This is a genomic window from Streptomyces sp. NPDC052023, from assembly GCF_044548465.1.
Lineage (GTDB): Bacteria > Actinomycetota > Actinomycetes > Streptomycetales > Streptomycetaceae > Streptomyces.
The window spans coordinates 99786-120797 of the sequence record NZ_JBIUBW010000018.1 but is presented as its reverse complement, the minus strand read 5'-3'; the positions used below and the strand labels follow the sequence as shown (position 1 = coordinate 120797).

The following is a 21012-nucleotide window of genomic DNA, read 5'->3' as shown; positions in this document are numbered from 1 at the left end:
CAAGGAGAGCTAGTGCTCACTGTCGGTGACAAGTTCCCGGAGTTCGAACTGACCGCCTGCGTCTCGCTGGAGAAGGGCAAGGAGTTCGAGAAGATCAACCACAAGACCTACGAGGGCAAGTGGAAGGTGATCTTCGCCTGGCCCAAGGACTTCACCTTCGTGTGCCCGACCGAGATCGCCGCCTTCGGCAAGCTGAACGACGAGTTCGCCGACCGTGACGCGCAGGTCCTCGGCTTCTCCGGTGACTCCGAGTTCGTGCACCACGCCTGGCGCAAGGACCACGACGACCTGCGGGACCTGCCGTTCCCGATGATGGCCGACTCCAAGCACGAGCTGATGCGCGACCTCGGCATCGAGGACGAGGAGGGCTTCGCCAAGCGCGCGGTCTTCATCGTCGACCAGAACAACGAGATCCAGTTCACCATGGTGACCGCCGGTTCCGTCGGCCGTAACCCCAAGGAGGTCCTGCGGGTCCTCGACGCGCTCCAGACGGACGAGCTGTGCCCGTGCAACTGGAGCAAGGGCGAGGACACCCTGGACCCGGTCGCCCTGCTCGCCGGGGAGTGATCCGCGCATGTCCCTCGACAGCCTGAAGTCCCGTATCCCGGACTACGCCAAGGACCTGAAGCTCAACCTCGGTTCGGTCATCGGCAACTCCGACCTGCCCGCCCAGCAGCTGTGGGGCACGGTGCTGGCCACCGCCATCGCCTCCCGCTCCCCGATCGTGCTGCGTGAGCTGGAGCCGGAGGCGAAGGCGGCGCTGTCGCCGGAGGCGTACACGGCGGCCAAGGCCGCCGCTGCCGTCATGGCGATGAACAACGTCTTCTACCGCACGCGTCACCTGCTGTCCGACCACGAGTACGGCACCCTGCGCGCGGGCCTGCGGATGAACGTCATCGGCAACCCCGGCGTGGACAAGGTCGACTTCGAGCTCTGGTCCTTCGCCGTCTCCGCCATCAACGGCTGCGGCATGTGCCTCGACTCCCACGAGCAGGTGCTGCGCAAGGCCGGCGTCGACCGTGAGGTCATCCAGGAGTCCTTCAAGATCGCTTCCGTCGTCCAGGCGGTGGCGGTCACGCTGGACGCCGAGGCGGCGCTCGCCGAGTAGTCCCGCGGACCGTGTGCCGAGGCCCCGTCCACCGGCCGGTGGACGGGGCCTTCGCGTCGGGTCTCAGTCTGCGGGGCCGGGAGGGTTCGTGGGCGAGGCCGGGGCGGCGTCCGACGCGGTGGCGCCATGCGGGCGCGGTGACTGACGCAGGGCCTGCTCGTGGGAGAAGGCGCGCAGATAGCCGACGACGGTGTTGGTGACGGCCACCAGCGGCACCGCCACCACCGCGCCGCCGATGCCCGCCACCATGCCGCCCGCCGCGACCGACAGCACCACCGCCAGCGGATGCACCCGCACCGCCCGGCCGAGGATGAACGGCTGCAGGATGTGGCCCTCGATCTGCTGCACGGCGAGCACCACGGCCAGTGTCATCACGGCGGTGAAGACCCCCTGCGTCACCAGCGCCACCACCACCGCCAGCGCACCGGAGATCACCGCGCCCACCAGCGGGATGAACGCCCCGAGGAAGATGAACACCGCGAGCGGCACGGCCATCGGCACATCGAGGAAGTAGATGCCGAGGCCGATGAAGATCGCGTCGATCAGAGCGACTATCACCGTGCCCCGCACATACGCCGTGAGCGTTCGCCAGGCCCGGGGCCCGGCGCCGGCCACCCCGGGACGCGCCGCCGCCGGCACCAGCTTCAGCGTCCACTCCCAGATCCGCCGCCCGTCGTAGAGCAGGAACAGGGTCGAGAAGACCGCGAGCAGGATCCCGGTCAGCGTCTCGACGACGACGGTCACGCCTTCCAGTCCCGCGCTGGTGATCTGGTCGGTGTTCGCCCCGACCGCCTCCCGCAGGTTCTCGGCGATGTCGTTGATCTGCTTGTCCGTGACGTGGAAGGGACTGTCGAGCAGCCACCGCCGCAACTCGTCGATGCCGTCCTGCACCTGGTCGGAGAGGTTGTCGATGTTCTCCATGACCTGCCAGGTCACGAACCATCCGATCAGGCCGATCACCACGAACCCGAGGATCGCGGTCATCGCCGTCGCCGGTCCGCGCGGCACCCCGTGGCGCCGCAGCCGCGCCACCGTCGGCTGGAGCGCCGCCGTGATGAGCAGCGCCGCCACGAAGGCCAGCACGACCAGCTGTACGGCGCTGATGACCCGCATCAGCACCCACAGCGTGCCCGCGAGCACCAGCAGCCGCCATCCGGCCTCCGCCGCCACCCGCATGCCCCACGGCACGGCCTGCGCCGGGTCGGGACGGGGGACGACCGGAGCGGCACGGACGTAGGAAGGGGAGCCCGTCGTGCCGGCCGGCTCCTCGGGCTCCGGCTCCGGCTCGCCATGAGCCCGCTCCGCCTCGGCCCGGCGTGCCTCCCACCGTTGCCCCATCTCGGTCAGCCGGGTGCCGACCCGACCGAGCCACCCTGGCACTCGCGACATGATCCGTCCCTTTCCCCCAACTGTCCCCACCACTCCCCCCGGAGTCGTCCCGTCAGACCGTACATGGCCGAAGCCCCTCACCGAAGGACGGTGAGGGGCTCGGGGAAGTTGAGTGGGACGTCGCCCGACCGGGGGCTCAGTACCAGTGGTTGGCCTGCCAGAACGACCAGGCGCCGCAGGGGCTGCCGTAGCGGTCGTTCATGTAGTTCAGGCCCCACTTGATCTGGGTGGCCGGGTTGGTCTGCCAGTCGGCGCCGACGGAGGACATCTTCGAGGCGGGCAGCGCCTGGAACAGGCCGTAGGCACCGGAGGAGGGGTTGACCGCCTGGTAGTTCCAGTCGGACTCGTGGTCCACGATGTTGCTGAAGCACTGGAACTGGTCGCCCGGCACCATCGCGGCAGCCATCGACTGGATCTCGGAGATGGAGTACGAGCTCTGGACCGCGAAGCTGGACGCGTCCCGGGTGGCGGAACGGCTGGCCGCCTCCTCCGCCTCCTCGCGCTCCTTGGCTTCCTGGGCCGCCTTCTCGGCGGCTTCCTTCTTCGCGATCGCGGTGTCGGCGGCCGCCTTGCGCGCGGCCTCCTCGGCGTCCTTCTTGGCGCTCGCGTCCGCCGCGATGGCCTGAACGTCGGCCTGCTGCGTCAGGGACGCGGTCTGCACCTGAGCGTGCTGGCCCGCGGGGATGTCCGCGAGGAGCGTCAGGTCGGTTGCCGCCGCCTCGGCGTCATTGGTCTGCGCGGTGCTGCCCGAGGCAACGCCGACGACGCTTCCGACAGCGGTGACCGCGGTGGCCGAGGCCACTGCGAATCCCCGGACCGAAATCCGGCTCACACGGTTTTCCTTCCAGCATCGCCCGCTCGGTGACCCTGGCGGACGCAATCGTGCCCCTGGCGCTGGCCTCCCCAACTGCGGGTCACGGGAGGCACGGGCCCGGTGGGCAACTCCTGCGGGAGGAGCGCCGCATGGTGCTCGGGCGGCATACGACGACGCTGTGGAGTTAGAGGTGGTGCTCCTGTGGTGCCGTACCTCCCCCACTACGAAAGTGTGGGGGTACCCCCAGGGGTACAGATGTGTCGTATGCGGGGCCTGACAGGAGTGAGACTCTGCCGTAACCCGACACCGCAAGGCAATTCCGAGTTGCGTGTGAAAGCTCACATGCTGTTCGGCCCCTGTGATTTCGAGAAACAGCGACACGCGAAGGCGCCGCCCGGCTAGGCTCTGAGCCTTTGCCGAACGGCGCCAACTACCGTGCGAGCGCCCCGGGATGGGGCGCGAGGGTCAGATCGCCCCCTCCTCCAGCATTTCGGTCACAAGCGCCGCGATCTGGGACCTCTCGGACCGCGTCAGGGTCACATGGGCGAAGAGCGGATGCCCCTTCAGCTTCTCGACGACGGCGACCACACCGTCGTACCGCCCGACCCGCAAATTGTCCCTTTGCGCCACATCGTGCGTCAGAACGACCCGTGAATTGGCGCCGATTCTGGACAGAACGGTCAGCAGCACATTGCGTTCCAGCGACTGCGCCTCGTCCACGATCACGAACGCGTCGTGCAGCGAGCGGCCGCGGATATGGGTGAGCGGGAGCACCTCCAGCATCCCGCGCGCGGTGACCTCTTCGATGACCTCGCGGCTGGTGACCGCCGACAGCGTGTCGAAGACCGCCTGCGCCCAAGGGCTCATCTTCTCGGCCTCGGAGCCGGGCAGATAGCCCAGCTCCTGCCCGCCCACCGCGTACAGCGGGCGGAAGACCATGATCTTCTCGTGCTGGCGGCGCTCCAGGACCGCCTCCAGGCCCGCGCACAGCGCCAGCGCCGACTTGCCGGTGCCGGCCCGGCCGCCCATCGACACGATGCCGACCTCGGAGTCGAGCAGCAGATCCAGCGCGATGCGCTGCTCCGCGCTGCGCCCCTTGATGCCGAAGGCCTCCCGGTCGCCGCGCACCAGCCGGACGTTGCCCTCCGGTGTCACCCGGCCGAGCGCCCTGCCGCGCTCGGACTGGATCGTCAGGCCGGTGTGGACGGGCAGTCCGGCGGCCTCGGGGACGTGGACGTGGCCCTCCTCGAAGAGGATGTCCACCTGCTCGCCGGGCAGGGTCAGTTCGGACATTCCGGTCCAGCCGGACGAGTCCGTGATGGCGAGTTCGGCGCGGTACTCCTCGGCGAGGAGGCCGACGGAGGACGCCTTGATCCTGAGCGGGAGGTCCTTCGACACGACGGTGACGTCGAACCCCTCGGCCTGCAGGTTCCGGGCGACCGCGAGGATGCGGGAGTCGTTGTCCCCCAGGCGGTAGCCGGTCGGCAGCACACTGGGGTCCGAGTGGTTGAGCTCGACACGGAGACTGCCGCCGAGGTCCCCGATCGGGATGGGGGCGTCCAGACGGCCGTACCGCACGCGGTAGTCGTCGAGCAGACGCAGCGCCTGCCGGGCGAAGTAGCCGAGTTCGGGATGGTGCCGCTTCGCCTCCAGCTCCGTGACCACCACGACCGGGAGCACGACCTCGTGCTCGTCGAAGCGGCTCAAAGCGTTCGGGTCGGCCAGCAGGACGCTGGTGTCGAGAACATAGGTGCGCCGGTCGGGCTTGTGGCGCTTTGTGCTGGTCACCACGGAAGGACGTACCCCCTCGGATGAGGTCGGGGAGCGACGGAGACAATCTGGACCGGTTGCCGGCCGCGATGCACGGGCCGGAAACCGGCCCGTCGCCTCTTCGTCCGTGCTGTGACCGCACGATCGGGCTGGTGCAAGGGGCCTCCCGGGCGGACGGCCCCGTGCCGTCCGCTGAGATACGGCACCCGTGGTTCGGGTGTCGACCTGCTTGCCTTATGCCCTCGAAAACGCGCCGCCATGCCACGGCATATGACGGCGCGCCGGTGAACTCCGTGTGAAGCGCTCTACGTCCGCAAGGGGTGGGACGGCTCCGTCAGCCGCCGTAGCGGCGATGCCGCGCCGCGTAGTCACGCAGGGCGCGCAGGAAGTCGACCTTACGGAAGGCCGGCCAGAAAACCTCACAGAAGTAGTACTCCGAGTGGGCCGTCTGCCACAGCATGAAACCGGACAGCCGCTGCTCACCGCTGGTGCGGATCACCAGGTCGGGGTCGGGCTGAGCACCCGTGTAGAGGTGGCGGCCGATCATGTCGACGTCGACGGCCTCGGCGATCTCCTCGACCGAGCGGCCCTGGTCGGCGGCGTCCAGCAGCATCGAACGGACCGCGTCGGCGATCTCCTGGCGGCCGCCGTAGCCGATGGCGACGTTGACCAGTATCCCGTCGACGTGCGCGGTGACCTCCTCGGCCTCCTTCAGCGCGTTGCGCATCGGGGACGGCAGCAGGTCCGGGGTGCCGACGTGGTGCACCCGCCAGCGGCCGTCGGCGGCCAGGGAGCGCACGACGTCCTCGATGATGCCGAGCAGGGGGCCGAGTTCCTCCTGGGGCCGGTCGAAGTTGTCCGTGGAAAGCAGCCAGAGGGTGACCACCTCGACGTCCGTCTCGGTGCACCAGCCGAGGAACTCCCCGATCTTCTCGGCACCGGCCCGGTGACCGTGCACCGTGGTGGAACCCGAGGCCTTCGCCCAGCGCCGGTTGCCGTCCATGATGACGCCGATGTGCTTGGGCACCTGAGCGTGGTCCAGGTGGCCTTCCACCCGGCGTGCGTACAGCCTGACCAGCAGGCCGCGCAGCTTGTCGCGCAGGTTCACGTGATTGTCAGCCCCTCCGTACGGATCGGACAGATGCGGCCGAGCGCGACCCCCTGTCCGCATGGCGGTCCCCGGGGGCGAAGCCTACCCCCGTGGTACGCGGAGCCCTCAACGGGTGTGAGGGCAGAAAAACGGGCCGGTCCGTGGGGGGGAGACGGACCGGCCCGAGGGGGGGCTTCCACCATAACCCTTCGTAAGGGCTGCTGCGTGCATCGGCGCGACACAACTACTCTCCGAAATCACGTGGCGACGCCCCGGTGGCCGCGGAATGCCCGCTTCAGGGCCTCTTCGCAGCCTCTTCAGAGCCTCTTCATGGCCGGATCACAGGGGATGAGGGGGCTCGTACGGCGTCCCCCTGATGGGCGACCTGCCGGCCGCCGGCGGCTTGACGCGCGGGAACAGGTTCCGGGCACCGCGCAGCCCCCTCCACTGCGCGGTGCCGCCCCGCGCAGCTTTGCTGACGCGAATTACCTTGGTCTGAACTTACGTGATGTGTCAGGGGTGACGCGAGCGGTTGGTGATAACAATGTGGAAAACCTTGGCCATACGTCACGCCGTTCCGCGGCACGCAGGGGCGGCGCGCGGGCCGTAGCGGGGGGTGGAAGCTGCACGGAGGACGGCGGAGGGCCGGAAGCCGCATGGAGGACGTGAGGTGGCCTACTTGGGTCCTACCGTCCTCCCATGACCGTGAAGAGCAAAGGGATCACGCGGGAGCTGGCGGGCGCCCGCCGGCTGGAGCGGCAGTTCCTTGCCGATCCGGCACCGGCCGCCACTCCGGTCGCCGACGTCGTGGCCGCGATGCGCGGGGCGCACGCCCAGGTGATGGGGGCGGCGGAACTGTCCGTCGGGATCCGGGCCACGGGCGTCACCCGGGCGGACGTACGCGCCGCGCTCTGGGAGGAACGCTCGCTCATCAAGACGTACGGCCCGCGCGGGACCGTGCATCTGCTGGACAGCCGGGAACTGCGCCTGTGGAGCGCCGCCCTGACCGCCGTGCGCACCGGCGCCGACCCCTTTCCCCCCGGTGTGCGGCTCACCGGCGAACAGACCGGGCAGGTCCTCGCCGCCATCGGTGAGGCGCTGACCGGCGTGTGCCTCACCGTGGACGAGCTGGGCGAGGCGATCGTCGCGCGCACCGGGCCATGGGCCGGCGAACGGGTGATGCCGGCCTTCCAGGAACTGTGGCCGCGCTGGCGGACGGTGCTGCATCTGGCCGGCCAGTCCGGCGCCGCGTGTTTCGGCCCCAACCGCGGCCGCAGGACGACGTACACCCGCCCGCCCCTGTGCACTCCGCTGCCCCAGGAGGAGGCGCTGCGCCTTCTCGTACGCCGGCATCTGCACGCCTACGGGCCGGCCACCCCGCGGCACTTCGCGAAGTGGCTGGCGGCGTCACCCGCTTGGGCCATCGAGCTGTTCGCCACGCTGGCCGCCGGCGGGGAGATCGAGGAGGTCGTGTTCGAGGGCACGCGCGCGTGGGTGGCGGCCGGCGACACGGAGTTCCCGCAGGGACCGGTGCGGGGCGTACGGCTGCTGCCGTACTTCGACGCCTACGGCATCGCCGCGCAGCCCCGCGAGCTGCTGTTCCCGGGGCGCGCCCGCGAACGGGCGCTGGCGCGCGGCCAGGCGGGCAACTATCCGCTGCTGCTGATCGACGGCGTGGTGGCCGGGGTCTGGCACCAGCGGCGCCGGGGACGGCGGCTGACGGTCACGGTGGAGCCGCTGGGCCCGCTGACGGCACGCCGGGAGCGGGAGCTGGCGGAGCAGGCCGAACGGGTGGCGGCGGCACTGGAGGCCGGGGCCGGGGCGGAACTGGTGATCGGCGAGGTGACGGCGGGGGCCCATGCTTGAGCGCGGTGGGGTGGGGGCTTGAGGGGCCGGGGGTGGGGGCGCGGTGCGTCTTGTGGGTTGCGGGCGCGGTGGGTCTGCTGAAGGCGGGGCATTGGCGGTCGGGTGGCTTGCGGGCGCGGGGCAGCGAGGGTGCCTGGCGGGGCCCGCAGCGGGGGTGCCTGGCGGGGCCGGCGGCGGGGCGGGCGGCGCGCCCGGGCCGGGTGGGGCGGTCGGAGAGCTTGCTGGGGCGGTCAGTCGGTGGGCTTGCGGGCGTCGAAGAGGTGGCGGGTGCTGTGGGCCACGAAGGGGCCCTGCGTCTCGATCCGCTCGTGCAGGGAGCGGAGCCCGTCCGCGTACGCCTCGACGGTGAAGCCCGGCACCATCCAGATCACCTTGCGCAGGAAGTGGACGACGGCGGCGATGTCATGGAACTCCATCCGCAGCCGCTCCGCGCGCAGTTCGACCACCTCCAGTCCGGCCGCCTCCGCGCCTGCGCGCTCGTGGTCCGGGTGGCGGCCGGCGCGCACCTCCTCGGGCTGCGGGCCGAGGAAGTACTCGACAAGCTCGAAGACACTGCCGGGTCCGACGTGCTGCGCGAAGTAGGTGCCGCCGGGCTGGAGCACGCGCGCGATCTCGTCCCAGTGCGGCCGTACGGGGTGGCGGCTGGAGACGAGGTCGAAGGTGCCGTCGGCGAAGGGCAGCGGGGCGTCCTCCGGCGCGGCGACGACCACGACGCCACGCGGGCGGAGCAGGCCGGTGGCCTTGGCGACGTTCGGCGGCCAGCCCTCCGTCGCCGCGGCAAGCGGGGGCCGGCGCGCGGCGGCGCCGAGCGCGAAGTCGAGGACCTCGCCGCCGCCGGTCTGGATGTCGAGGGCGGCACGCGCGCGTGCGAGGCGTCCGGCGAGCGACTCGGCGTACCGCCAGGACGGCCGGGCTTCGGTGGCGCGGCCTGCGAACCAGGAGAAGTCCCAGCCCTCGGTGGGCACGGCGGCCCCTTCGGCGAGAAGTTCCTCGAAGGTGGGGCGGGGCTGGGCGTCTCGGTGCTCGTGCTGCATGGGCTTGATCGTCGCAGGGCGTTGTCAGTGGCCGCTGCTAATTTTCCGGCATGGTGAACGAGGGTGTGGCGAACGAGGGCGGGGCAGGCATGCCGTACCGGGGCGGCGAGAAGGCGACGCTGCACGCGAGCCTGGACCGGCACCGGGACGCGGTGCTGTGGAAGCTGGAGGGCCTTGACGACGAGCAGTTGCGACGGCCCATGACACCGTCGGGCACCAGCCTGCTCGGCCTGGTGAAGCATCTTGGTTCGGTGGAGTACGGCTGGCTGGTGGAGACGTTCGGCCGTGAGGTCGAGCCGCTGTGGTTCGACCCGTACGAGAACGAGGACATGCGGGCCGACCAGGGCGAGACGACCCAGCAGATCATCGACTTCTACGGCCGCGCCCGCGCCGCCGCCGACCGCACCATCGGCGAGCTGTCGCTCGACGACACAGGCAGCCCGGCATGGCGGGAGAGGAGCGTGTCCCTGCGCTGGGTGATCGTCCACATGATCGAGGAGACGGCCAGACACGCAGGGCACATGGACGTCGTGCGGGAACTCATCGACGGGACGACGGGCGACCACCGCCCCGCTGCCTAGCCGCTACGCCACCAGCGGCCTGACCTCCTCGGCGGTGAAGCGGACGAAGGCCTCGGGGTCGGGTTCGTCGGCTGTGGGCTGGAGGATCACCGTGTCGGCGCCCGCCTCGGTGAGTTGCTCGACTGCCTCGGCGACGGCCGCCGCGTCCCCGGCGACGCCGAGGTCGGGGACGTCGGCGACGCCCTCGGCGGCGAGTTCCGCGCGCAGGCGGACGGAGGCGTCGGGGCCGGTGGCGGTGAGGAGGTAGACGACGATGCGGTGCGGGTCGGTTCGGCCGGCCGCGGCCCGCCCCTCCTCGACGAGCTGACGGGCCCGGCGTACGCCGTCCGGGGGTGTGTTCGCGGTGAGGACCGTGCCGTCCGCCGCCGCGCCGGACAGCTGGAGGGTACGCGGGCCGGTGGCACCGGCGAGGATCTCGACCGGGTCCGGCGGCGGCCAGTCGAGGGCGACGTCGTCGAGCTTGACGTACCGGCCCCCGGTGGTGAGCCGCTCCCCGCGCAACAGCGCGCGCAGCGCGTCGAGGTGCTCTCGGAGCAGCGTCAGCGGGGAACCGGCACGTGCGCCGACCTGGCCCATCCAGTCCTGCACACCGTGCCCGACGGCGAGGACCGGGCGGCCGGGGAACATACGGTGCAGCGAGGCGGCCTCCATCGCGGTGATGGCGACGTTGCGCAGCGGCACGGGGAGCAGCCCCACGCCGATCCGGACCCGCTCGGTCCAGGCGAGGGCGGCCGCGGCGGTGGAGACACCGCCTTCGCGGAAGCAGTCCTCCCACAGCCAGAGTTCGTCGAGGCCGGTGTCGTCGGCCAGTCGGGCGAGGGCGCGCAGCCGCTCGGGGGGAAGCTGGGGACGGAACACAGCGCCGAGTCCTGTCATGCGGACTTCCTACCTGGGGGTGGGGGACGCGGACAACCGCTTGGTGCTGTGGGCGTGTTGCCGCGCCGCCAGGGGTTCTGCGGCGGCTTCGCTGCATCGAAGGATGTACGCCGGTTTCGTTCGGCCGCAGGACGTTCGGGGCGGGTCGGGCCGGGAGGCTGGAGGTATGCCTGGTATCCCGCCGAACAGCACGCGCGCGCCCGCGGACGCCCCTGCCTCCCGCCCCTCCCCCGCCGACGGCGGCCGGCTGCCCCTGCTTGACGTGCTGCGCGGGGTCGCGATCCTCGGCACTCTGATGACGAACGTGTGGATCTTCGCCACACCCGGTTCGGAGTGGGCGTTCCTGCGGGGTGCGCCGATGGCCGGCCCACTGGACGAACCGGTGGAGGCGCTGTTCCGCTTTCTCGCGGACGGCAAGTTCCTGGCGCTGCTGACGATCCTCTTCGGCGTGGGCCTGGCCGTTCAGTACGACTCCGCCCGCCGGCACGGCACCCCGTGGCCGCGTGGCTACCGCCCCCGCGCCCTGTTCCTCTTCGCCGAGGGCACGCTCCACTTCGTCCTGGTCTTCGGCTTCGACGTCCTGATGGGGTACGCCGTCACCGCGCTGCTCGTCGCGCGGTTGCTGGTGTGCTCGGAGCGGCTGCGGCGCGTGCTGATGTGGGTCTCGCTGAGCCTGCACGTGACGCTGATGTCGCTGATCACTCTGGCCCTGCCGGCGGACGACTCCCCGTCGGGCGGGGTCTGGGCCGAAGCGGTGGACCTCTACGCGCACGGCAGCTGGCCGGACCAGATCGCTTTCCGCCTGGAGAACGCGATCGCTCTGCGCATGGAGCCCGTCGTCACCTTCGGCCTGCTGGTCTTCCTCTTCCTGCTCGGCGTCCGCCTCTACCGCGCCGGAGCCTTCGGCCCCACCGAACGGGGCCGCAGGCTGCGGGCCAGGATGGCGGTGTGGGGACTGGGCGTGGGCCTCCCGTTCAACGCGGCCGCGGCACTGGGCGGCGAGGACTTCTTCTTCCTCGGCCGCTATGTGGCGGCCCCGGTGGTCGCGCTCGGGTACCTGGGTCTGATCGGCGTCGTTCTCGATCGCGGACGCCTGCCCGCCGCGGTCACCAGCGGTTTGTCCGCGGTCGGCCGCACCGCCCTGTCGTCGTACGTCCTCCAGAACGTGCTGTGCATGCTGCTCTGCTACGGCTTCGGCCTCGGCCTGGCCGAGCGGTTCGCGGCGGAGGACGGGCCGTGGTGGGTGATGGCCATGTGGGCGGTCGTGTGCGCGCTGCTCGTCGCGGCCTCGACGCTGTGGCTACGGCGTTTCCCGCACGGGCCGTTGGAGTCGGTGCAACGGCGGGCGTTGCGGCGGTGAGGTGGTTCCGGCGCCGGTGCCTGGGCTGTTCGTGGCGGGTACGGTCGGTTGGCACAGCTGGTGCGGGCGGACCGTGGAGGAGCCTGGGCATGGGCGCGGGGCGGCGTTGGCGGGACGGGCCGGGGGAGTTGGTCGTGCACGGGGGTGTGACGGGGGGCACGAGGGTGCCGCTGGAGATCGCGACGTCGTACCGGGCCCGTACGCGGGGGCTGCTCGGGCGGGACGCGGTGGAGGGCGCGATGCTGCTGTCCCCCGCCAACAGCGTCCACACCTTCCGGATGCGCATGCCCATCGACGTCGCCTATCTCGACCGCGGGCTGACCGTCATCGCGGTTCGGACGATGAGGCCGGGGCGGCTAGGCATGCCCCGGTGGCGGGCGCGGCATGTGCTGGAGGCCGGGGCCGGGGTGATGGCGGGCTGGGGGCTTCGCGCGGGGGTACGGGTGGAGGTCCGGGACGTGGCCGGGCGACCGGGGTGACTGGGGCGGGGTGAACATGGCAATTCCTCGGGCCGCGTCCACGCCGTACGAGAAGATGGGGTGTGCTGCCCTACGTACATCGCGTCACCAAGTACGACCCTGCCGACCGTGATGAACACGACCGCTACACCGGGGCCGAGGAGACGGTCAGCGACCACGGTCAGGTCGAGGATGCCTACCTTCAAGCGATCGAGGCGTTCGCCTTGGACACCGGCATCGATCACCTGGCCGTGCGTGAGCCGCAGGTCCCGTCTCTCGCACACTTCGGCATGGAGCGGCCGCTGGACGACTTCGGGCTGAACGGGCTCTTCCCAACTGGCGTGGCCGGCTTCTACGACGGAGCGAAGGTGCCGCTCGCTGTCGGGCTGGAGTTGGTACGGGTCCGGGCTTGGGGAACATCGGTACAGCGGTTGGCGCTGAGAACGATCATGCTTCCTGGGTGACGGTCTCCGAGTTCGGGTGGGGCTGGGTCTGGAGTCGCTGGCGGAGACCGGCTTCCTCTGGTGTGAGCGGATCGTCCGGGCGCCGGATGCGGACTCGGCGGGGGCGAGGGATGTCGTCGATGTCCTGGAGGTCAGCGAAGTCGGCGTGCGCCGCCTCGATGGCGTCGGGGTACGCCTCCTTCTTCTCGTGCTCGGCGAGTGCGCGGTAGATGCTCGCGACGCTGGGGGCCTGGCCCTTGCGCTTGCCGGTGGGGATGATCAGGTCGGGCTGGACCTGCTCGACCGACTCGCCGTTCGCCCGGCGCCGCAGCACGGTGTGCAGCATGTCCTCGGTGATGACGGGCGGCCGACCGCCGTGCTTGCCCTTGCGGGCCGCCGCGTCGAGTCCTTCGAGGGTCGACTCCCGGATGTTCTCCCGCTCGGTCTCCGCCATCGCCGCGAAGAACGCGAACAGCAGGCGTCCGGGCCCGCTCGGGTCGTACATCCCGGGCAGCGGCCCGGCGAGCATCTCCAGCACCAGGCCGTGGGCGGTGAGGTGGTCGGCGAGCGCGGTGAGTTCGGCGGCGTCGCGGCCCAGGCGCTTCATCTCGTAGACGGTGAAGATGACGCGGCAGTGCGGGGCGTGGGCCTTGATCTGGCGGGCGAGCGCGAGCGCGGCCTCGAACTGGGGCCTCACCCGTACGCGGGTGCTGATCTTCTCGGAGAACACCTTGTCGCGCGGGATGCCGTGCTTGGCGAGGGCGTCGAGCTGGGACTGGAGTTCCTGGGTGAGCGTCGAGCACCGGGCGTACCCGATGCGGATGTCGGCGCTCGGGGTGTCCGGCGCGAGGGCGAGCGGTACGGGAGTACCCGGGCGCCACGGCTGGCCGGGGGCGCGGTCGGCGGGGGTGGGCACGCGCAGGAGTTTGGCGAGCCGGGGCACCTTGGTGAAACGGCCGGTGTGGTAGGTGCCGGCGACCGCGCCGGAGCGTGAGCGGCACGGCGAGCCGGGTTCGGCCCGGCAGCGCGGGCAGGGATGGCGCTCGACGTCGTCCGCGTGGCTCGGGGAGGCGTCTTGAGGGACCGTCATGGCACCGGATGCTGTCACAAACGATTCTCAGAAGTACCCCGAACCCACCTTTGAGTGAGAACGAGTTCTGCGAACCGAACCGGCGCTTCGTGATCACCGGACCGCCATATTTGATCTTGCTCGGGCAAAGGACCGTTTGTGAGAGTCGCGGAATGCGACCGGCTACCGCCGGACCGCGGCCGGGGCCGCTTCGGCGGCGGGGGTGTCGCGCAGGCCGAGCCGCAGGTGCTCGACGTGGAAGAGAGCCTGCTCCAGGAGCTCGGCGACGTGGTTGTCGTAGAGGGCGTAGACGATGGAGCGGCCCCGGCGTTCTCCGGTGACGAGCCCGAGGTTGCGCAGCAGGCGGAGCTGGTGGGAGCAGGCGGAGGCTTCCATGCCCACGGCCTCGGCGAGGTCGCCGACTGCGCACGGGCCTTCCTGGAGGCGGGCCAGGATATACAGCCGCGAAGGGGTGGCCAGGGCCTGGAGGGTCGCGGCGACGTCGGTGGCCCCTGCCGCGTCCAGGCGCTCGCGGGGGGTGGCGTGGTTCTTGTCGTCGACTCCGTGACCCATGCCGCCCATCCTACCGGGCACACCTGAAGACCTGTTCAGATGTTCCTGTACCGTGGATGTGTCGCCTTGCTTCTGCCCTGAAGGGTTGTTTTGTCATGCCTTCTGACCTGCTCCAGCGGCCCGAACGGGCGGCTCCGGCCGCTTCGCGTACGGCACCGAAGCGGCGTACCCGGGTGTTCGCCTTGGCCGAGGCTCGCTGGGCCGCCGCGGCGCTGGTGCTGTTCCTGATCGCGCTGCCGCTCCAGCTGAGCGGCGCTCCCGCCTGGTCGTGGGGCCCTCTCTATGCCGCCGCCTACGTCACCGGCGGGTGGGAACCGGCCTGGGCGGGGCTGACGGCGCTGCGGGAGAAGACCCTGGACGTGGACCTGCTGATGATCGTCGCTGCGATCGGCGCGGCCTCTATCGGGCAGGTGATGGACGGCGCGCTGCTGATCGTCATCTTCGCCACCTCCGGCGCGCTGGAGGCCCTGGCCACCGCCCGTACGCAGGACGCTGTGCGCGGTCTGCTCGACCTCGCACCCACCACGGCCACCCGGCTGGCCGACGACGGGAGCGAGGCGACGGTGGCCACCGAGGACCTGGTGGTCGGGGACACCATCCTGGTCCGCCCCGGCGAGCGGGTCGGCGCGGACGGCCGCGTCCTGACCGGGGCCAGTGAGGTGGACCAGGCCACCATCACCGGCGAGCCGCTGCCGGTCGCGAAGGAGACCGGGGACGAGGTCTTCGCCGGCACCCTCAACGGCACGGGTGCGCTGCGGGTGAAGGTCGAGCGGGACGCCTCGGATTCGGTGATCGCCCGGATCGTGGCGATGGTCGAGGAGGCTTCGGAGACCAAGGCGCCCACCCAGCTGTTCATCGAGAAGGTCGAGCAGCGCTACAGCCTGGGCATGGTCTTCGCGACCCTGGCGGTCTTCCTGGTCCCCCTCGCGTTCGGCGCGGACCTGACCGGCTCGCTGCTGCGGGCGATGACCTTCATGATCGTGGCCTCGCCGTGCGCGGTGGTCCTGGCGACGATGCCGCCACTGCTGTCGGCCATCGCGAACGCCGGACGCCACGGCGTCCTGGTGAAGTCCGCCGTGGTGATGGAGCGTCTCGGGCAGGTCGACGCGGTCGCCCTGGACAAGACCGGCACCCTCACCGAGGGCACCCCCCGCGTCACCGACATCCGCCCCCTGAACGGCTCCGGCCTGGACGAGGACGCCCTGCTCGCGCTCGCAGCGGCCGCCGAGCACCCCAGCGAACACCCCCTGGCCCGCGCCGTCGTCGACGCCGCCCGCACGCGCGGCCTGGCCATCGCCGACATGCGGGACTTCACCTCCACTCCCGGCGTCGGTGTCACCGCCACCGTCGGCGGCCACACGGTCGCGGTCGGCGCACCCGCTCGCCTCCTCGACGGCACGGACGACACCGAGGCGGCCTGCGCCGCCGAGGTCGCGGCCGAGTTGGAGGACAGCGGCCGCACGGCCGTCCTGGTCCTGCGCGACAGCTCCCCGGTCGGGGTGCTGGGCATCGCCGACCGGCTGCGGCCCGACGCCGCCGCGACTGTCGCCGCGCTGAGCGCGCTGACCGGCAGCTCTCCGATGCTGGTGACGGGGGACAACCCGCGCGCCGCCGCCCGCCTGGCCGCCGAGGTCGGCATCACCGGCGACGAGGTCCACGCTGGTCTCCTGCCCGAGGACAAGGTCGAAGCCGTACGGCGGCTGGAGGCCCGGGGGCGCAAGGTCCTGGTCATCGGCGACGGAGTCAACGACGCCCCCGCACTGGCCGCCGCCCACAGCGGTATCGCCATGGGCCGCGCCGGATCCGACCTTGCCCTGGAGACCGCCGATGCCGTCATCGTCCGCGACGAACTCGCCACCGTCCCCACGGTCGTGAGCCTGTCGCGGGCGGCCCGCCGCCTGGTGGTGCAGAACCTGGTCATCGCCGCAGTGTTCATCTCCGGCCTGGTCGTCTGGGACTTGGCCGGTCACCTGCCGCTGCCGCTCGGTGTGCTCGGCCACGAGGGCTCAACCGTCATCGTCGGCCTCAACGGCCTGCGCCTGCTGCGCGACGCCGCCTGGAACCGCGCCGCACAGGACATGCGGTGAGCCGCCGCACCAGGAAGACCGCCCCCGCACCGGGGGCGGCCCGGCCCACCGTCACCGTTTGCCGAGGCTGCTGCTGCGGCACCCCGGCCAAGGTGCCGCACCTGGACCACGAAGCTCAGCTCACCGACCTGCGCACCCAGCTGGCCGGGGTCGCGATGGTCCGGCGAACCGACTGCCTGGACGCATGCGAGCGCGCCAACGTCATCGTCATCCAGCCCTCCGCCGAAGGCCGCAAGGCCGGCGGACGCCCAGTCTGGCTCGGCCAGGTCAACGACCCCGGCGCCGCTGCCGACATCACTGCCTGGGTCAAGAACGGCGGCCCCGGCCTCGCCGAGGCACCCGACATCCTCGACCTCTACACGTTCAGCCCCTCCCGACGCGTCCGCCACGAACTCGACAGCTGACCGGGCCCCGGGGGGCTGTTGACACGTCGCCGTCTTCGTCGTCGTCGAGATCGGGGGCGTCGGGATCGCGCAGCGGGCGCAGGCCCTGGGGCGGGGTGGAGGGGATGAAGTTGTAGCGGCCCAGGACGTTGAGGTTCTTGAACTTCAGCGGGGAGAGGCGGGCGACGTCCTCGTCGCTGATTTCGTGGCCCTCGGCACGCAGCTGGGCGACCGCGGCGTCGATGTACTTCGTCGTCCAGGGCACGACGGCGTTCAAGACCAGTCCCAGTGACCCGAGCTGGTCCTCCATGGCGTCCCGGTATGCCTGGTGGATGGTGCCGCGCTTGCCGTGGCAGATGTCCCGGGCGAGGGTGTGGCGGGACTCCTGGACGGACAGCTGCTTGCCCATCTGCCGCCGGTAGGTGTCATCGACCGGGTTGACGACCTGGAGCAGGTGCAGGGTCTTGGCGATCCTCCCGTACTCGGCGAACGCCTGCCCCAGCGGCGTGGGCCGTCCATGATTGCCGAACATCCGCAGCAGGTCGTAGGCCCGCACCTGGTTGGTGACCAGCGAGCCGGCCACCTTCAGCATCTCCTCCCACTCTGCGGTCACCTTCTTCAGGTTCACCTTGTTGTTGCGGGCAAGATCGGCCAGCGGCCCGTAGCCGCCGGTCTCGATCCCATCCATCTCCGCCCGCCAGAACCGCTGGTCGTCCAGGTCCTTGAACCGCGGGGAGAAGTTGTAGCCCAGGATCTTGAACAGGCCGAACACCATGTCGCTGTACGAGGCGTTGTCGGTGGCGACCATCTCCGGCTTCACCCCGCCGTCCAGGTTCAGCAGGGCGTCCAGGATGTGCAGGGAGTCGCGGGGCGTGCCCGGGACCACCATCTGCCCGATCCCGAAGACCTGGTCGTTTACTGCGTTCAGCCAGGTGATGCCGCGCTTGAAGCCGAAGTACTTCGGATTCGGGGCGGTGCTGATGGACTTCACCGGGACGACGAAGCGCAGTCCGTCGACGGAGGCGAGCAGCCCGTTGCCCCAGTGCGCCACGATCGGCACCTTCGCCTGGGCCTCGATCAGGGCGGCGTTGGCCGCGGCGATGGTGTCGGCACGCAGGTAGTACTGGTCGACGTGGACCAGCCGGGAGCGGGTCAGCGCCTCGTGGCCGGGGTTGGTCACCGGGGTCATGCCGATGTTGCACGCCTCCGAGACGAGCAGCGCGACGACCGAGGTGGTGAGGTCCTTCATGCGGGTCTTGCCGTCGCCCAGGTGCACGAAGGCGTCCAGGAACCCGGTCCAGGAGTGCACCTCAAACAACAGGTCCGGCAGGTCGATCTTCGGGAGCATCTTCTCCACCCGGCGCCGCAGCCAGGCCGGCGACTTGGGCACCCCCAGCGCCCCGAGCTTGTCGACGTTCAGCTTCGCGCGGCCGCCGCCCTCGGGTATCTCGATGCTGACCTTCGCATCCGCGCCGGCCTCTTCGAGGCGTTCGGCCATCTGCTTCCACGCCGCGTCCAGCACCCGCACCAACTCCGCCAGATGCTCCTCGACCGGCGCCTCCAGGCTCAGGCCCGCCAGCACGTCCTCGCGCACCGCCAGCCACGGCTTGCCGTCCAGCAGCCGGGCACGCGGGTTGGAGAAACGGTGCGAGGGGGAAGCGAAGATGTTCCGGCTGACCAGCGCCCGGTACAGCTGCTCCAGCACGCACACCACATACGCGTCGCGGTCGACCGCGCCCTGCGGCAGGTCCTTGTTCGCGTACACCGCCTTGCGCCAGTACGGCGGCACCACCCTGTCGTCGACCTCCCGCTTCAGCAGCGGCTTCTTCGTCACCTGGCGCCGGCTGAGCGCGGGCAGGCCCTTGACCGCGGCCAGGACCCGCTCCCCGGCCGGGGCCGCGCCGAGCATCTTGGTGTCGCCTAGCAGCGACAGGAACGGGCGCACCGTGTTGTAGCGGTTGGCCAGCGCCTCGCGGATCGCGATCTCCGCCGAGTCGTCGTCCTCCGGGACCAGGCTCGCCACCGTGGTGGCCGCGCTCCACAGCTGGGCCCTGGGTGCGACCTCCTTCAGGGCCTTCCACATCGCGGCCGCGTCCACCGCCTTGCCGCTCTCCTCGATGTGTTCCAGCTCCTCCATGAACACCTTCGAGATGCGGGCGGTGATGCGGGACGCCTTCTCCAGCTGCGGCAGCGTGGAGAGCCGGTCCTTGTTCGTGAGCCGCTTCGCGGTGCTGATCAGCTTGGTCGACATCAGCACCATGAACAGCTCCAGCGCGTCGTCGATCGCCTTGGCCTCCAGGTGCCGCATCACCGCGGTCAGCATCGCGGTGCGCTTCGGCTCGCTCGCCCGCTCCAGGCTCGTCGCCTTCGACCCCAGGCCGTACCGGGCCAGCGCGGCCAGCCGGTTCGGCGGGAGCTTGTCCAGCTTCACCCGCCCCAGCCGGTACACGGCGATCTCGTCCACCCGCTCCAGCGCCCGCTTCATCGCCGTACCGGTGGTCTTCGTCGGCGGCCGGCGAAAGGTCTCCAGGTACGAGTACCGCCTGCCCTCCGGTGTCTCCGGCAGCGCCACCAGATCCGCGGGCAGCGACCGGTCCGCCCGCCAGGCCGCCCTGGCGACCGTCGGGTGCAGGCGCTTGTCCGCGGTCTTGCGGACCTCGGACACCTCCCGCGCGAGCACGGAAACACCGGGCAGCAGCACCCGGTGCTTGCGCAACCAGCCCACGGCGTGGTCGAACAGAGCCTTCGGCCCCTCCGACTGCGCGGTCCATGCCCGCCCGTGCAGGAACGTCCGGAACTTCCGCCCCCACTCCGGGTCGTCGTACTCGTGGTACTCGTACGCGTCCCGGATCTCCCACGCGTGCTCGTACGCGGTCTTCGGCCGCTCGGTGTACCGCTTCACGACCGAGACGTCCTCAATGCCGAGCTGCTCGGCCAGGTGCTCCACCACCGGCCACGGCACACCCAGCGGATCGTCCGGCAGGAACCTGCCGATGTAGCGCACCGTGCACATCTGAAGGGCGAAGCCCAGTTGGTGGTACCGCGTACGCCGCAGCGCGATCAGATCACGGTCCACGTCGTCCAGGAAGAAGAAGCGCTCCAGCTCCGGGCGCGTCGGCTCCTCGACGAACTTCCCGTACGCCTCAGCCTGCTCATCCGTTAGAAATTCCACCGGCATGCGGCGGAGACAACCACCTCACCACGACAGACCGTGGCGCTTTGGCCGAGGCCCCCCCACGGGACAGATCACCTGTGCTAGCGGATCAGCACCTGTCGTCCTAGATCAATCTCAGCGCCAACTGCTGTACCGATGTTCCCAAGCCCGGGGTCATGCTGCGCGACGGTGGACATCGCACTGCGGAGTCGATGCTTGGCGAAGTCTGTCATGGGGTGTCACGCAGACAGAGGGCGGCGAGCCGCGGGAGTCGACGCCGCATCTCATGGGGGTCATCGAAGTCGAAGTCTTCGCCCATGCCATCGGCGTCCCGTTCGGTACTGTCCCGTGAGGCTCTGTACTCGTCCCATGCCTCGTAGAAGTCCTTTCCACCGCCGGTGACGCGCTCGAACGCCTCGCTGGCGGCGTAGTTGACCTCCTCGTAGAAGAGAGCATCGTCACGCTGCACTTCCACGGCGGCGATCACTGCCGGGTGCTCAGCAAGACTGTCTGGGCATGCCGCTGCTTTCTCGTACCAATCGCGACCCAGCGCGATCAGGCCGGCGCGGAAGTCCGTGAAGCTGTCGTCCGAGCAGCCGCCGCCGACTAGGTAGGCGGCGGCCCACACGTTCCATCGGTACATGGCGTCATGCACCTCGTCGAAGCGTTCCTGGTAACGGAGGATGTCATCCTGGGTGCGGGTGGCCAGTTCATCAACCAGGGCTTCGTCGAAACGCTTGTCTGCCCCGACGGCCGAGCGGGCGGCCTCGATGATCGTCCAGAACTCAGAGGTGTCCATGGCTGGGCACTTTGCCAGTGAGGTCTGACAAAGGCTCCTTCCGGAGTGGAGTCCGCCAGCCGAGTCCCATCGAAATCACTTGCCCCGTGGCGTGAGTTTCACGGGGGTCATTCAGTCCGGCCCGTTCGAGTGATGGGCCGCCGCCGGGTGGGCCGCCC

Annotated in this window: 19 protein-coding genes; 9 read left to right on the top strand and 10 right to left on the bottom strand. The window is 70.6% G+C overall.

The window, feature by feature from the left end; translation table 11 throughout:
- Nucleotides 1-12 precede the first annotated feature (12 nt).
- Together ACIHCM_RS29000 and ACIHCM_RS28995 are read left to right on the top strand one after the other, a co-directional pair.
- Entirely contained in the window at nucleotides 13-567 is a 555-nt protein-coding gene (locus ACIHCM_RS29000) for a peroxiredoxin (RefSeq protein WP_399901976.1), read from the top strand.
- 7 nt (nucleotides 568-574) lie between these two features.
- Nucleotides 575-1108, top strand: coding sequence for an alkyl hydroperoxide reductase (locus ACIHCM_RS28995; protein ID WP_399901973.1), 534 nt, complete (start codon nucleotides 575-577; stop codon nucleotides 1106-1108).
- 63 nt (nucleotides 1109-1171) lie between these two features.
- Here ACIHCM_RS28995 and ACIHCM_RS28990 read toward each other — a convergent pair whose 3' ends face one another.
- The 4 genes from ACIHCM_RS28990 to ACIHCM_RS28975 form a co-directional block, all read right to left on the bottom strand.
- Entirely contained in the window at nucleotides 1172-2497 is a 1326-nt protein-coding gene (locus tag ACIHCM_RS28990; RefSeq protein ID WP_399901971.1) for an AI-2E family transporter, read from the bottom strand.
- A gap of 136 nt (nucleotides 2498-2633) precedes the next feature.
- Entirely contained in the window at nucleotides 2634-3329 is a 696-nt protein-coding gene (locus tag ACIHCM_RS28985; RefSeq protein WP_399901967.1) for a transglycosylase SLT domain-containing protein, read from the bottom strand.
- Nucleotides 3330-3776: 447 nt separating this feature from the next.
- Complete coding sequence (locus tag ACIHCM_RS28980) at nucleotides 3777-5102, bottom strand: PhoH family protein (RefSeq protein WP_399901964.1); 1326 nt, start codon at nucleotides 5100-5102, stop codon at nucleotides 3777-3779.
- Between the two features lie 313 nt (nucleotides 5103-5415).
- Nucleotides 5416-6189: an isoprenyl transferase gene (locus ACIHCM_RS28975; RefSeq protein WP_399901961.1), complete on the bottom strand. Its 774-nt coding sequence runs from the start codon at nucleotides 6187-6189 to the stop codon at nucleotides 5416-5418.
- 681 nt (nucleotides 6190-6870) lie between these two features.
- Between ACIHCM_RS28975 and ACIHCM_RS28970 the strand changes: the two genes are divergently transcribed.
- Complete coding sequence (locus tag ACIHCM_RS28970) at nucleotides 6871-8037, top strand: winged helix DNA-binding domain-containing protein (protein WP_399901958.1); 1167 nt, start codon at nucleotides 6871-6873, stop codon at nucleotides 8035-8037.
- A 230-nt stretch (nucleotides 8038-8267) separates the two neighbouring features.
- Here the strand turns inward: ACIHCM_RS28970 and ACIHCM_RS28965 are convergent, their stop codons facing one another.
- The gene (locus tag ACIHCM_RS28965; RefSeq protein WP_399901955.1) at nucleotides 8268-9071 is read right to left on the bottom strand and encodes a methyltransferase domain-containing protein; all 804 of its coding nucleotides are present in this window, start codon (nucleotides 9069-9071) and stop codon (nucleotides 8268-8270) included.
- Between the two features lie 50 nt (nucleotides 9072-9121).
- On the opposite strand from ACIHCM_RS28965, the gene ACIHCM_RS28960 reads away from it, so the two are divergent.
- Nucleotides 9122-9652 (top strand): DinB family protein, encoded by a 531-nt coding sequence (locus ACIHCM_RS28960; protein ID WP_399901952.1) that lies wholly within the window; start codon nucleotides 9122-9124, stop codon nucleotides 9650-9652.
- Nucleotides 9653-9655: 3 nt separating this feature from the next.
- Here ACIHCM_RS28960 and ACIHCM_RS28955 read toward each other — a convergent pair whose 3' ends face one another.
- Nucleotides 9656-10528, bottom strand: a complete 873-nt coding sequence (locus ACIHCM_RS28955) for an LLM class flavin-dependent oxidoreductase (RefSeq protein ID WP_399901949.1) — start codon at nucleotides 10526-10528, stop codon at nucleotides 9656-9658.
- Nucleotides 10529-10694: 166 nt separating this feature from the next.
- Between ACIHCM_RS28955 and ACIHCM_RS28950 the strand changes: the two genes are divergently transcribed.
- The 3 genes from ACIHCM_RS28950 (at nucleotide 10695) to ACIHCM_RS28940 (ending at nucleotide 12810) form a co-directional block, all read left to right on the top strand.
- Nucleotides 10695-11888, top strand: a complete 1194-nt coding sequence (locus ACIHCM_RS28950) for a DUF418 domain-containing protein (RefSeq protein ID WP_399901946.1) — start codon at nucleotides 10695-10697, stop codon at nucleotides 11886-11888.
- 89 nt (nucleotides 11889-11977) lie between these two features.
- A complete protein-coding gene (locus ACIHCM_RS28945) occupies nucleotides 11978-12367 on the top strand; it encodes a DUF192 domain-containing protein (protein ID WP_399901943.1) in 390 nt (129 codons plus the stop codon).
- Nucleotides 12368-12429: 62 nt separating this feature from the next.
- Complete coding sequence (locus tag ACIHCM_RS28940; RefSeq protein ID WP_399901940.1) at nucleotides 12430-12810, top strand: hypothetical protein; 381 nt, start codon at nucleotides 12430-12432, stop codon at nucleotides 12808-12810.
- Here ACIHCM_RS28940 and ACIHCM_RS28935 read toward each other — a convergent pair.
- Both ACIHCM_RS28935 and ACIHCM_RS28930 read right to left on the bottom strand, forming a co-directional pair.
- The gene (locus ACIHCM_RS28935; protein ID WP_399901937.1) at nucleotides 12794-13879 is read right to left on the bottom strand and encodes a recombinase family protein; all 1086 of its coding nucleotides are present in this window, start codon (nucleotides 13877-13879) and stop codon (nucleotides 12794-12796) included. The two genes, ACIHCM_RS28940 and ACIHCM_RS28935, sit on opposite strands and share 17 nt — an antisense overlap.
- Before the next feature lie 162 nt (nucleotides 13880-14041).
- Nucleotides 14042-14431 carry an ArsR/SmtB family transcription factor gene (locus ACIHCM_RS28930; RefSeq protein WP_399901934.1) on the bottom strand — a complete coding sequence of 130 codons (390 nt, stop codon included), beginning with the start codon at nucleotides 14429-14431 and terminating at the stop codon, nucleotides 14042-14044.
- Nucleotides 14432-14526: 95 nt separating this feature from the next.
- On the opposite strand from ACIHCM_RS28930, the gene ACIHCM_RS28925 reads away from it, so the two are divergent.
- The gene (locus tag ACIHCM_RS28925) at nucleotides 14527-16518 is read left to right on the top strand and encodes a heavy metal translocating P-type ATPase (RefSeq protein WP_399901931.1); all 1992 of its coding nucleotides are present in this window, start codon (nucleotides 14527-14529) and stop codon (nucleotides 16516-16518) included.
- Nucleotides 16515-16922, top strand: coding sequence for a (2Fe-2S) ferredoxin domain-containing protein (locus tag ACIHCM_RS28920; protein ID WP_399901928.1), 408 nt, complete (start codon nucleotides 16515-16517; stop codon nucleotides 16920-16922). Before ACIHCM_RS28925 ends, ACIHCM_RS28920 begins: the two co-directional genes overlap by 4 nt.
- On the opposite strand, the gene ACIHCM_RS28915 is transcribed toward ACIHCM_RS28920, so the two are convergent.
- Together ACIHCM_RS28915 and ACIHCM_RS28910 are read right to left on the bottom strand one after the other, a co-directional pair.
- On the bottom strand, nucleotides 16882-20079 hold the full coding sequence (locus ACIHCM_RS28915) for a Tn3 family transposase (RefSeq protein WP_399901925.1): 3198 nt from the start codon (nucleotides 20077-20079) through the stop codon (nucleotides 16882-16884). The genes ACIHCM_RS28920 and ACIHCM_RS28915 overlap by 41 nt on opposite strands.
- A 205-nt stretch (nucleotides 20080-20284) precedes the next feature.
- A complete protein-coding gene (locus tag ACIHCM_RS28910; protein WP_399901922.1) occupies nucleotides 20285-20854 on the bottom strand; it encodes a DUF4240 domain-containing protein in 570 nt (189 codons plus the stop codon).
- Between the last annotated feature and the right edge of the window lie 158 nt (nucleotides 20855-21012).

What these genes read in the sequence shown, in the direction of transcription:
- ACIHCM_RS28995 (WP_399901973.1), top strand. Translation starts at nt 575, where the DNA reads ATGTCCCTCGACAGCCTGAAGTCCCGTATCCCGGACTACGCCAAGGAC.
- ACIHCM_RS28990 (WP_399901971.1), bottom strand. Translation starts at nt 2,497, where the DNA reads ATGTCGCGAGTGCCAGGGTGGCTCGGTCGGGTCGGCACCCGGCTGACC.
- ACIHCM_RS28970 (WP_399901958.1), top strand. Translation starts at nt 6,871, where the DNA reads ATGACCGTGAAGAGCAAAGGGATCACGCGGGAGCTGGCGGGCGCCCGC.
- ACIHCM_RS28965 (WP_399901955.1), bottom strand. Translation starts at nt 9,071, where the DNA reads ATGCAGCACGAGCACCGAGACGCCCAGCCCCGCCCCACCTTCGAGGAA.
- ACIHCM_RS28960 (WP_399901952.1), top strand. Translation starts at nt 9,122, where the DNA reads ATGGTGAACGAGGGTGTGGCGAACGAGGGCGGGGCAGGCATGCCGTAC.
- ACIHCM_RS28955 (WP_399901949.1), bottom strand. Translation starts at nt 10,528, where the DNA reads ATGACAGGACTCGGCGCTGTGTTCCGTCCCCAGCTTCCCCCCGAGCGG.
- ACIHCM_RS28950 (WP_399901946.1), top strand. Translation starts at nt 10,695, where the DNA reads ATGCCTGGTATCCCGCCGAACAGCACGCGCGCGCCCGCGGACGCCCCT.
- ACIHCM_RS28945 (WP_399901943.1), top strand. Translation starts at nt 11,978, where the DNA reads ATGGGCGCGGGGCGGCGTTGGCGGGACGGGCCGGGGGAGTTGGTCGTG.
- ACIHCM_RS28935 (WP_399901937.1), bottom strand. Translation starts at nt 13,879, where the DNA reads ATGACGGTCCCTCAAGACGCCTCCCCGAGCCACGCGGACGACGTCGAG.
- ACIHCM_RS28930 (WP_399901934.1), bottom strand. Translation starts at nt 14,431, where the DNA reads ATGGGTCACGGAGTCGACGACAAGAACCACGCCACCCCCCGCGAGCGC.
- ACIHCM_RS28925 (WP_399901931.1), top strand. Translation starts at nt 14,527, where the DNA reads ATGCCTTCTGACCTGCTCCAGCGGCCCGAACGGGCGGCTCCGGCCGCT.
- ACIHCM_RS28915 (WP_399901925.1), bottom strand. Translation starts at nt 20,079, where the DNA reads ATGCCGGTGGAATTTCTAACGGATGAGCAGGCTGAGGCGTACGGGAAG.
- ACIHCM_RS28910 (WP_399901922.1), bottom strand. Translation starts at nt 20,854, where the DNA reads ATGGACACCTCTGAGTTCTGGACGATCATCGAGGCCGCCCGCTCGGCC.